Source organism: Alysiella crassa DSM 2578 (assembly GCF_000745955.1).
Lineage (GTDB): Bacteria > Pseudomonadota > Gammaproteobacteria > Burkholderiales > Neisseriaceae > Simonsiella > Simonsiella crassa.
Map to the genome: position 1 here is coordinate 21,499 of NZ_KN050787.1, position 11,117 is coordinate 32,615.

9 protein-coding genes are annotated in these 11,117 nt (G+C 46.9%); 7 read left to right on the forward strand and 2 right to left on the reverse strand.

Annotated features, from left to right (window positions below):
- The first annotated feature begins 21 nt into the window (after positions 1–21).
- The 3 genes from Q338_RS13965 (at position 22) to tfpZ (ending at position 4,375) form a co-directional block, all read left to right on the forward strand.
- The gene (locus tag Q338_RS13965) at positions 22–2,436 is read left to right on the forward strand and encodes a dynamin family protein (RefSeq protein WP_051968676.1); all 2,415 of its coding nucleotides are present in this window, start codon (positions 22–24) and stop codon (positions 2,434–2,436) included.
- Between the two features lie 199 nt (positions 2,437–2,635).
- Entirely contained in the window at positions 2,636–3,574 is a 939-nt protein-coding gene (gene ylqF / locus Q338_RS13550) for a ribosome biogenesis GTPase YlqF (RefSeq protein ID WP_034296622.1), read from the forward strand.
- Positions 3,575–3,628: 54 nt separating this feature from the next.
- On the forward strand, positions 3,629–4,375 hold the full coding sequence (gene tfpZ / locus Q338_RS13555) for a TfpX/TfpZ family type IV pilin accessory protein (protein WP_034296624.1): 747 nt from the start codon (positions 3,629–3,631) through the stop codon (positions 4,373–4,375).
- A gap of 39 nt (positions 4,376–4,414) precedes the next feature.
- Here the strand turns inward: tfpZ and Q338_RS13560 are convergent, their stop codons facing one another.
- Positions 4,415–4,945, reverse strand: a complete 531-nt coding sequence (locus Q338_RS13560) for a histidine phosphatase family protein (RefSeq protein ID WP_034296626.1) — start codon at positions 4,943–4,945, stop codon at positions 4,415–4,417.
- A gap of 147 nt (positions 4,946–5,092) precedes the next feature.
- Between Q338_RS13560 and Q338_RS13565 the strand changes: the two genes are divergently transcribed.
- The 4 genes from Q338_RS13565 (at position 5,093) to Q338_RS13580 (ending at position 9,148) form a co-directional block, all read left to right on the forward strand.
- The gene (locus tag Q338_RS13565) at positions 5,093–5,653 is read left to right on the forward strand and encodes a flavin reductase family protein (protein WP_034296629.1); all 561 of its coding nucleotides are present in this window, start codon (positions 5,093–5,095) and stop codon (positions 5,651–5,653) included.
- 310 nt (positions 5,654–5,963) lie between these two features.
- Positions 5,964–6,734, forward strand: a complete 771-nt coding sequence (locus tag Q338_RS13570; RefSeq protein WP_245946712.1) for a 1-acylglycerol-3-phosphate O-acyltransferase — start codon at positions 5,964–5,966, stop codon at positions 6,732–6,734.
- Entirely contained in the window at positions 6,731–7,165 is a 435-nt protein-coding gene (gene dtd / locus Q338_RS13575) for a D-aminoacyl-tRNA deacylase (RefSeq protein WP_034296633.1), read from the forward strand. The genes Q338_RS13570 and dtd overlap by 4 nt, the downstream gene beginning before the upstream one ends.
- An 84-nt stretch (positions 7,166–7,249) precedes the next feature.
- The gene (locus Q338_RS13580) at positions 7,250–9,148 is read left to right on the forward strand and encodes a ribonuclease catalytic domain-containing protein (protein WP_034296634.1); all 1,899 of its coding nucleotides are present in this window, start codon (positions 7,250–7,252) and stop codon (positions 9,146–9,148) included.
- A gap of 48 nt (positions 9,149–9,196) precedes the next feature.
- On the opposite strand, the gene zwf is transcribed toward Q338_RS13580, so the two are convergent.
- The gene (zwf, locus tag Q338_RS13585; protein ID WP_034296636.1) at positions 9,197–10,636 is read right to left on the reverse strand and encodes a glucose-6-phosphate dehydrogenase; all 1,440 of its coding nucleotides are present in this window, start codon (positions 10,634–10,636) and stop codon (positions 9,197–9,199) included.
- Positions 10,637–11,117 lie beyond the last annotated feature (481 nt).

Below are 11,117 nucleotides of genomic sequence, written 5' to 3' on the forward strand. Positions count from 1 at the left end.
ACCCAATAAAAAGGTTGCCCCATGACTGAAACCGAAATCCTGTCCTACCGCGACATCACCGTAAACTGCCTAGAAAAACAATTGGAATTATTACAAGCCATTGAAAAATTAGGTTTAATCCGTCCCACCACAGGCGACATCAACGAAGACGGCTTGCTCACCCGCGAAGAATTGCCAGAACGCCGTGCGATTGTGAAAGGCGAAATTCATAAATTGCAAAATTTTGATATGGTGCTTGCCGTTGTCGGCACGATGAAAGCGGGCAAATCCACCACCATCAACGCGATTGTGGGGCGCGAAATCCTGCCCAACCGCAATCGCCCCATGACCGCCCTGCCCACGCAAATTATTCATGTGCAAGGCAAAACCGTTCCGACTTTAAAATTTGATAATCCAGCCGTGCAGCAATTTGCAGGCAGCCTGAAACAACAATTCGCCAACAATATTCATTGGCTGCAACACGCTGATTTGCAAGAAGACAATATTCAGCAATTGATTCAGCAAATTCAATCAGATTGGCAATTTAAACACGAATACATTGGCGAAGAAGCCATTTTTGATTTTTTACGCAGCCTGAATGATTTGGTGCGCTTGGCGGAGATTATTCACACGCGTTTAGATGAAAATGTGCAATTTCCGTATACCGAATGCAAAAATATTCATCAATTGCCCGTGATTGAAGTGGAATTTTTCCATTTGAAAAACAAAAATGTGGGACAAGGCAATCTGATTTTGCTGGACACCCCCGGCCCCAACGAAGCAGGGCAAAACATCGCTTTACGCAAAATGTTGGACGAGCAATTGAATCGCAGTTCGGCGGTTTTGCTGGTGCTGGATTACACGCAATTGAAATCGGAAGCCAGCGACAGCGTGAAACAGCAATTATTGTCCATGCCCACTTTGGCGAAAGACCGCCTATTTGCGCTGGTAAACCGCTATGACGCGCGAGACGCACATTCTGATGACGCGGAAACGGTGAAAAATTTGGTCTTCAATGATTTTTTAAAAGACAAGGTTTTACGCGAACACATTTTCCCTGTGTCGGCGCGAAATGCGTATTTGTCCAATCGTATGTTGCAAAATTTGGCGGAGAATTTGGGCAAGCCGTTTTTTGAAGCAGGTACTTGGGTGGAAGATTTTGCCAAAATGGCATTGGGCGTGAGCGATGCGGAAGATTGGGAAGACGAAAGTTTAGACAAAATTGCCAAACGCGCCGAAAAGCGTTTACAAGAAAGTTTAATGCTGGAACCCATTGAACGCGCCATCGCGCAAACCCATCGCACCGCGCCTATGGTGGCGATTCAGTCGGCTTTGGCGAATGTGGGCGATTTGGTGCGCCGTTTGAACGCGGTGTGTGAATTTAGCATGGCTACAGCAAAAGAACACACCAATTCGGAACACGTTAATTTGCAAAGATTATTGGTGAGTTTGCAGGTGTATTCAGGCAGCCTGAAACAATTGGAAACGGATTTCCGCGCCACTTTACAAGATTTGAGCGCAAAAGGTTTGGAACACGCGAAAAAACAAGTAGCTGAATTGGAAAACAGCATTGTGCAAGAAGTGGACAGCACCTTTGGCAAAATCATTGACAGCGCACAACAAGCCATCAATGAAAACAGCCAATATGTGCAAGTGCGCGATTATTTACGCAAAATGACCACGCAAGAAGAATTGGTCAAACAACAAGCCGAGCGCATTCGCGCCGAAGAATTGTTGAGCCAAACCAAAGACGGCAAATTGGTGTTTACCAGCGCAGCGCAGCGCGATGAATTTTTGCAATGTTGCCAACAAATCATCAGTCAAATCAATCACACAGCTTATGTGGCGGCAAATGAAATCATCAATGACAGCCTGAAATTAACCTATTTTGAATTGACCAAAGTGGAAGCGGAAATGCGCAAAATCGTGGGCGAAGTGCAGGCTGCCTTTCAGCAAAACGCGATGGATATTGAACTTGCCATTCCCAAATTGAGCGATTTGGACAAGCACCATATTGACCAAGTAGATTATACTTATCAACGCGATATGCGCCGCGAAGAGCGCACGGAAATCCGTGAAAAAGACGGCGCGTTGGCGTGGGTGGCGCGGAAAATGTGGCGCGGCGGCAAATTGGAAGTGCAATTGGATTATTGGACAGATGATAAAGAAAAATTACGCACCAATATGATTGAAAATATTCAGGAAAATGTGTTGAAAAAAATTCGTTCTGCGGTGGCGGAGCAGTTTATTTTGATTGAACATGAATATGTGAGCGGCAATTTGCACACCATTTCGCAAATTACCAATCAGTTAAAAAATCAATTGAAACAATCATTTGAATTTAATCAACGCAATGCCCACCAAATTGACGCGGTGCGCGAGCATATTCGCCAAATCAGTTTGCAAAATAATATTGTGAAAACGAATTTGGAACGGGTGGCGCAGAAGTTTTCTTGATTGATGTATAATTACACGACTAATTTTTAGGCAGCTCTTTTTCAGGCTGCTTGTCATCTGTCCCCTCCCACGCTGGCGGGGGAGGGAACAGATTGTTGGCGAAATTAAAAATTGTCGTACTTTCAGGCAGCCTGAAACGCTTTCAGGCTGCCTGAAAATTATTTAAAATATGATAATCAACAATATAGAAAGACACATCATGGCAATCCAATGGTTCCCTGGACACATGAATAAGGCAAAAAAAGCCATCGCGGAACGCTTAAAAAGCGTGGACATGGTGATTGAAATGCTGGACGCGCGTTTGCCAGCTTCCAGCGAAAATCCCCTGTTGGCGCAATTAGCCAAAGGCAAACCGAAACTGAAAATTTTAAATAAACAAGACCTTGCCGACCCAGAACGCACCGCAATTTGGTTAGCCCATTACAACGCTTTGGACAACACCAACGCCATCGCGCTGGACAGCTCGGAAAAATCCGCCGCACCCAAAATCACGGCGGCGTGTCGTGAACTTTGCCCCAATCGCAAGGGTTTGGACAAGCCTTTGCGGGTGATGATTTGCGGCATTCCGAATGTGGGCAAATCCACGCTCATCAATGGCATGATAGGCAAAAAATCCGCCAAAACAGGCAATGAACCCGGCATTACGAAAGCGGAACAGCGTTTGTTTTTGGCAGACGATTTTTGGTTGTACGACACACCTGGTATGCTGTGGCCCAAGATTATTGTGGAAGAAAGCGGCTACAATTTGGCGGCTTCGGGCGCGGTCGGGCGCAATGCGTTGGACGAGGAGGAAGTGGCGTTGGAATTGCTGGATTATTTGCGTCGCCATTATTTGCCTTTATTGCAAACGCGTTATGCGGCAGACAAAGACCCGTCTAGCCATTGGGACGATGTGGCGTGGCTGGAATGGATTGCGAAAAAACGCGGCGCATTGCTGGGCGGCGGACGGGTCAATTATCAAAAAGCCGCCGAAAATATTTTGACCGATTTCCGTGAGGGCGCCATTGGGCGCATTACGCTGGAAACACCCAAACAATGGGAAAGCTGGCTCAAAGAAGCGCGTAAACGTGAAGCGGCTTTGAAAGCAGAACGCGAAGCGAAAAAATTGGCGCGTAGTGGACAGCAGCCACAGGAATAAATTTTTCAGGCAGCCTGAAACCCCAATTAATCTTGATGACGGAGACAAATTTTTATGCAAAAACCTTCTAAATTTCGTGTTCATGCTTTTTTGTGGCACGTTGTGTTTTCATTGTGTATTGCGGCGTTGAGTTCCACGCTGGTATTTTGGATTTGGCACCCTGCACCTTTGGCGAAAGCGGTGGGGGCGGGCGATATTTTCTTGATGATGTTGGCGATTGATGTGATTTTGGGCCCAATTTTGACGTTTGCGGTGGCAAAAGAGGGCAAAAAATCCTTGAAATTTGATTTATCGGTGATTGTGTTTGTGCAATTGGCGGCGTTGATTTATGGATTACACAGTTTGTCGCTGAATCGCCCTGTGTATATTGCGTTTGATGTGTGGCGTTTTGAAGTGGTACATGCCAACGACATCACGCCCGACAGCCTGCAACAAGCGCAATCGCCGTATAACACGCTGGGTTGGGGCAAACCGCAATTTGTCGCCGTGCGTCCAGCCGCCAATACAGAAGAGAAAAATGCGCGTTTATTTGACGAATTAGGCGGCAAAGGCGCACCCAGCACCAAAGTTCAACTGTATCAAGAGCTGGACAAATCTTGGGACATCATCAATCAAGAAGCCTTTGCGGTCAGCCAATTAACGCAATTTAATCCTGCGGAAACGGTGGATACAGTGCTGAAATCGTATCCCAATGCCGATAAATTTGTGCCGCTAAAAGCCGCTCGTGAAGACATGACGGTTTTAATCAACAGCAAAGACAAGCAAATTGTGAAAATTGTGGATTTGCGTCCTTGGAAATAAGTTTTCAGGCTGCCTGATAATATTCAGGCAGCCTGAAAATTATCGCACCCCATCTAAATCCAAAACCTGCAACCACGTTTCCCAGCTATCGCCAATGTGCAAATACCACGCCACAGGATTAGGCGTTTGCGCTTGCCACGCGTGGAAAGCGGCAATTTCATCTGCCGCATCCACCCGAAAACCCAACACCCGCCACAACAGCAAATGCAGCCATTCGCCATGCACCACGCAAGTCGTGCGATGGGGCAATTTGGGCGCGAGTTTCAAAAAAGTTTCCACATTGGCATTTAAATCTTCAAATTTAAATGTGGGTTTAGTTTCAATGACTTGAGTGGCAAAATGGGGCATGCCCAACATCATCGGCGGCGCAAGCGCAGGGGCTTCAGCTTCGCTGCGATAATCGTGCGCCAGCAGGCAGGGCAAAATCTCATGGCGAACATGCCATTTATCACAAATAACTTGCGCGGTGGATTGGGTTAATTCGGACGTATACAATTTGGCAGGTCGCGGCAATTTTTCTGCCATCTGCGCCGCGTCATCAGCATGGCGAATCAAATAGATTGTTTTCATATTGGCAAATCATTTATTTAAAATTAAGCTGAATTTAGCAAAAAATCACGAAAATTCAAAGCGAAAATTGCTTATTTTACGCTTTTGTGGTTTCAGGCTGCCTGAAAAAAGCCTAAAATAAGCCATTTTGCCCCAAACCATTTCATCATGACCCGACAATCTGTACCCTTAGACAAAGCCTTTCGGCTGATTAATCACGGCGCAAGCACGCTGATTTCCGCCCACCACAATGGTGTGGCAAATATTATGGCGGCGGCGTGGGTGTGTGCTTTGGATTTTAATCCGAGCCGACTCACGCTGGTGTTGGACAAAAGCACCTTTACCCGCCCACTTATTGAACAAAGCGGCTATTTTGCCGTGCAATTGCCCACGCAAACGCAAGCCGAACTCGTCTTAAAAATGGGCGAAAGCCGCAAATACACACCCAATAAAATTGACACTATCCCTGTTTTTTATCAGGAAAATTATGCCATGCCTTTGGTAGAAGATTGTGCGGCGTGGCTGATTTGTCGCGTGATTCCCGAAGCGTATTTGCAGGAACAATATGATTTGTTTATTGGCGAAGTCGTGGCGGCTTGGGCGGACAGTCGTGTGTTCCGCGATGGGCATTGGCATTTTGATGACGCGCCCGAAGCATTGCGTACGCTGCATTATGTGTCGGGCGGGCAATTTTATGTAACGGGTAAAGGTTTGAATATTCAGAAATAATATTCTGGCTTTTTTTCAGGCAGCCTTTCATTACCCTACAAATTTTTGTCTACCGCTCATCTGTTCCCTCTCCTGTGGGAGGGGTTAGATTGCTGTATCTCAACGATTTCGGGCAGTATTTCATTTTTTGTAGGATAGCGAAAGGCAGCCTGAAAACAATGCCCAATCCGTAGGGTGCGCCGTGCGCACCAAATAATTGAATAATTTAAATATTGTGGCAGATTTGGTGCGTGGTACGCACCCTACAAATTTTCAGGCAGCCTGCAAACTTTTTTGATTTTTTTATTTTATGAATACACAAAACTCATTCATGCAAATTATTTTTCGTTTAATTAAATTGTTGATTTGGCTTGGTAAAATCGGATTTAAATTACGCGCTTTAGACAATGCGCCCACCGCCCAACGCCAAGCCACTTTACAGCAAATGGGCAGCTCACTACTGGACGTGTTGCACATCAAAATAGAACACGCCCCTACGCCGCCCCACCCCAAAGGCGCGTTGGTGGTCGCCAACCATATTTCGTGGCTGGATATTTTTGTGCTGAACGCGCTGTATCCGTCCAGCTTTATCGCCGCCAAAGAATTACGCCATTGGTTTGTCATCGGCAAAATGATTGCCAATGCAGGCACAGTGTTTATTGACCGCAGCAACCGCAAAGACATAGACCCCATCAATCTCGCCATCGCAGAACGTCTGCAAGCGCATGAAAACGTGTGCTTTTTCCCCGAAGCGAAAACGTCTTTGGGCAATAGCGTGTTGCCACTCAAAGCCGCGCTGTTTCAGGCTGCCATTAATGCGCAAGCCGATGTGCAAGCGGTGGCGTTGCGCTATTATGCGAATGGGCAGCGCACCGAGCGCGTGTCGTTTTCGGGGACGAACTTTTTTATCACGCTGTGGCGGATTTTGTCGCTGCCTGAAATTGTGGTACGCGCCGACTTTTCGCCCACCATCACGCCCTACGCCGAACACGACCGTTTCGCGCTCAAAGACCAAGCCGAAGCATTTATGAAACACGTTGTGGAATCCGACAGCCCCGACCCCACGCGTGTCTTATTAAACGAAAGTGAGCGCACCCGATGATAGCCCTAATCCAAAGAGTGAAACACGCCCATGTGCGCGTGGACGAGCAAATAGTTGGCGAAATTCAACACGGTTTACTCGTCTTGCTGGGCGTGGAACACGGCGACAATCACGCCAAAGCCGACCGCCTATTGCAGCGCGTTTTAAATTACCGCGTGTTTTCCGATGAAGCAGGCAAAATGAATTGGAATGTGGAGCAAGCCAATGGCGCGTTGCTCATCGTGTCGCAATTCACGCTGGCGGCAGACACCAATAGCGGCAACCGCCCCAGTTTTTCCAGCGCAGCCAAACCCGATGAAGCGGCGGCATTGTATGACTATTTTTGCCAACAGGCAGCCTGCAAAATCCACACGCAAACAGGACAATTTGCCGCCGACATGCAGGTGAGTTTGCAAAACGATGGACCTGTTACGTTTTGGTTGCAGGTTTAATTCAGGCAGCCTGAAAATCTTTCAGGCTGCCTTTTCCGTTATAATCGCTTTTTTATTCAACCAATAAAATCATCAAAAAAAATCATGCCCAATATTTTTTACGAAGACGCAGGCAGCCTGAAAGTCGCCGCCATCGTCCAAAAAACAGAAGCCACCTACCAAGCCGACACACAACACGGTAAACGCGTCAAAATCAAATCCGCCAATGTGTTTTTGGAATTTGATGGCGACATGGACAACTTTTTACAAGCCGCCCAAAACGAAGCGGCAGACATGGATACCGAATTACTCTGGGAATACGTTGGCACAGAAGAATTTTCTTTTGACACCGCCGCCAGCGAATATTTCGGCAAACAAGTCAGCAAAACCCAACTCGCCGCCACGCTCATCGCACTGTATGCCGCGCCCATGTATTTTCATAAGAAAAACAAAGGTGTATTCAAAGCCGCGCCCGAAGATATTTTAAAACAAGCCCTTGCCGCCATTGAGCGCAAAGCGCAACAAGACGCACAAATGCAAACATGGGCAGACGCGCTGGTTTCAGGCAGCCTGCCCGATGAAATCGCCGCCGAATTGCCGCACATTTTGCACGCACCCGATAAGCAATCGTTGGCGTACAAAGCATTTACCAAAGCGATGGACACCAGCAAAATGTCCGCTTTTGAATTGGCAAAACACACGGGCGGGATTACGTCCATGCCGCAATATTTATTGCAACGCTTTGAAGTGAAATATTTTCCACGCGGTACAGGTTTTCCAAACATTGAGCTGCCCACGCTGCCTGAAAATTTGGAAGTGGCGAATGTGCAAGCGTTTTCCATTGACGATGTGTCCACCACCGAAGTGGATGACGCTTTGTCGGTACAAGATTTGGGCGGCGGCGCAAAACGCGTTGGCATACACATTGCCGCGCCTGCACTGGGCATGGAAGCGGACAGCGAGATGGAAAAAATCGTCTTGCAGCGTTTGAGTACGGTGTATTTTCCTGCCAATAAAATTACCATGCTGCCTGAAAACTGGGTTGCCGCGTTTAGTTTGGACGAGGGCAAAGCCGTGCCAGCGTTTAGCATTTATTTTGATGTGAGCGCGGATTGGCAATTGTCTGAACCTGTGAGCAAAATTGAGTTAGTCCCCATTGAAACCAATTTACGCATTCAGCATATTGAGCCGTTTTTCAACAGCGAAACAGGCGTGGGCAGCGCGGACAATCCGCAATTCAAACACCATGCCGAATGCTTGTATTTGCTGGCACTCGCCTACGAATTGCAGAAAAAACGCGATCGTTTGGAAGACCCAAATTTGCCGAAAAAATACGATTACGGCATTGATTTTGATGAGCAAGGCAAAGTCATCATTACGCGCCGTGAACGCGGTTCGCCGATTGACACGCTGGTGAGCGAAATGATGATTTTGGCGAACACGTCTTGGGCAAAATTATTGCATGATAAGGAATTGGGCGGTTTGTTCCGCGTGCAACCGAGTGGGCGGGTGCGTATGTCCACCCACGCCGAAGCGCATATTGGCATGAATGTGGCGCATTATGGCTGGTTCACATCGCCCTTGCGCCGCGCCTGCGATTATATTAACCAAAAACAATTGCAAAGTATTTTAACCAACACCGCACCGCGTTTTAGCAAAAACGACAGTGATTTATTTGTGGCTTTGGGTTCATTTGAAGCGGCGTACACGGCGTATCGTGCTTTTCAAGACATGATGGAAAGTTATTGGGCGATGGTGTGGTTGCAACAGGAAAATATCCGTGAAATCAATGCTGTATTATTAAAAGAAGATTTGGTGCGGCTGGACGGTTTGCCTTTGGTGGCGCGGGCAACGGGGATTCCGATGGAGATTGCGCCCAAATCCATGTTGCGTTTGGCGGTGGTGGACGTGGACACGGAAGCGCAATTTGTGGCGTTGAAATATTTGGGCATTGTACCGACCGCCACGCCAATTGTGGACGATGATGAAGAAGTGAATTCGTAAAATCAAATAATCAAGGCAGCCTGAAAAGTTTTCAGGCTGCCTGAAAAATTACGCTTGGTCTTCCAACCACGCATTGCCATCACGCGCCAACAAATCTTGCGCTTCTTTCGGGCCCCAGCTATTTGCCGCATAACCATAAGGTTTAATTGGCGAAACCGCCCAATTATCCAAAATCGGCATTACCCATTCCCACGCTTTTTCCAATTCATCGCGGCGATTAAATAAGCCCAAACGCCCATCAATCACTTCACGCAACAACAATTCATAGGCTTCCGCGCGGCGGTCATCGGACACTTTGCCCATGTCCAACACCATTTCCGCAGGCTGCACGTCCAAACCGCTACCCACTTGTTTCACATACAATTTTAATGAAATCGTCTCATCGGGCTGCAAACTAATCACCAAACGATTAGGATTCGCGCCAAACAAACCGTTTTCTTGTTCCTTGAAATTTAACACGATTTCTGCAGAACGCGCCGCCAAGCGTTTGCCCGTGCGCAAATAAAACGGCACACCCGCCCAACGCGGCGTGTCAATTTCAGCACGAATGGCAACATAAGTTTCTGTGCGGCTGTCGGCTGGCACATTGTTTTCCTGCAAATAGCCTTTCAGGCTGCCTGAATCGGTGTATTGGGCGCGAATCACGTTTTTATCCACATCGGCGGAAGTCATGGGTTTTAAGGCTGCCACGACTTTTAATTTTTCATCGCGTACATCGTCCGCGCCCAAGGATTTGGGTTTTTCCATTGCGACAAAACACAGCATTTGCATAAGGTGATTTTGCACCATATCGCGCAATGCACCCGTGATGTCGTAAAACTCGCCGCGCTCTTCCACGCCCAATTGTTCAGCGATGGTGATTTGCACCGATTTCACAAAATCCTTGTTCCAAACCTGCTCAAAAAACACATTGCCAAAACGCAAAGGCAGCACATTTTGCAAACTTTCTTTGCCCAAATAATGGTCAATGCGGTAAATCTGGTTTTCTTGGAAATACTGCGCCACATCGGTGTTGATTTCTTGTGATGAGACCAAATCCGTGCCGAGCGGCTTTTCCAAAACAATGCGAACATTGTCGGCATTCAAGCCCACGTCTGCCAGATTTTTGCAGGCGGGCGCGAAAAATTTGGGCGCGGTGGACAGGTAAATAATCACATTGTCGGTTTCGGTACGCGCTTTAACCAGCTCGCTTAATTGCCCAAAATGCTCGGGCGTGTTCACATCAACCGTTAAATATTGAATGCGTTGAATAAAACTGTTCCATAACTCATCGGTGAAATTTTTTTTCACATGAATTTTGCTGTCGCTTTCCACTTTGGCAAGAAATTGGGCGGTGTCCAACGCACTGCGCGACACGCCCAAAATGCGCCCTTTCGGGTGCAACAAACCTGCCGCATGCGCCTGATACAAGCAAGGCAGCAGTTTACGCATAGACAAATCGCCTGTTGCGCCAAAAATAATCATGTCAAAATTGTTGAGTTGGGACATTTTTCATTCCTTTCAGGTGGTTTTTAATCAATGAGGCAGCACAGAAAGTTCAGAACCTGTGTTCGTAAGATTGATGGCTTGATTTTATTGATAATTCTTGCGAATACAAGGCGGCTTTTCATGCCAATATTGAACATATTGGCATGAAAAGCCAACGCAGTAGGCGCATGAAGTAGCGATAAAAGCAAGCTATTAAGATTATGAACACAGGTTCTCAAACTGCCTGAAAGTAGGATTATCCCGATTTTCAGGCAGCCTGAATAGTGTTTTTGTTGGATTATTTCACTCAAATCAAATTATAGTGAATCCAATTTAAACCAGTACCGCGTTGCCAGCTCCCTTATGTACTAGGTGTACACGGCGGTTGCTGTCGCCTTGTCCTAATTTAAATTGAATCCACTATATTTTGTTTCCATAATTGGGATACGGTGTTTCAGGCTGCCTGAAAATGGGTTTTCCCATTATAATCAATTATTTTTTA

Bases quoted from the DNA above. Each gene is read 5' to 3' on its own strand.
- dtd (WP_034296633.1), top strand. From the start codon at position 6,731: ATGATAGCCCTAATCCAAAGAGTGAAACACGCCCATGTGCGCGTGGAC.
- Q338_RS13965 (WP_051968676.1), top strand. From the start codon at position 22: ATGACTGAAACCGAAATCCTGTCCTACCGCGACATCACCGTAAACTGC.
- Q338_RS13570 (WP_245946712.1), top strand. From the start codon at position 5,964: ATGCAAATTATTTTTCGTTTAATTAAATTGTTGATTTGGCTTGGTAAA.
- Q338_RS13560 (WP_034296626.1), bottom strand. From the start codon at position 4,945: ATGAAAACAATCTATTTGATTCGCCATGCTGATGACGCGGCGCAGATG.
- tfpZ (WP_034296624.1), top strand. From the start codon at position 3,629: ATGCAAAAACCTTCTAAATTTCGTGTTCATGCTTTTTTGTGGCACGTT.
- Q338_RS13580 (WP_034296634.1), top strand. From the start codon at position 7,250: ATGCCCAATATTTTTTACGAAGACGCAGGCAGCCTGAAAGTCGCCGCC.
- Q338_RS13565 (WP_034296629.1), top strand. From the start codon at position 5,093: ATGACCCGACAATCTGTACCCTTAGACAAAGCCTTTCGGCTGATTAAT.
- ylqF (WP_034296622.1), top strand. From the start codon at position 2,636: ATGGCAATCCAATGGTTCCCTGGACACATGAATAAGGCAAAAAAAGCC.
- zwf (WP_034296636.1), bottom strand. From the start codon at position 10,636: ATGTCCCAACTCAACAATTTTGACATGATTATTTTTGGCGCAACAGGC.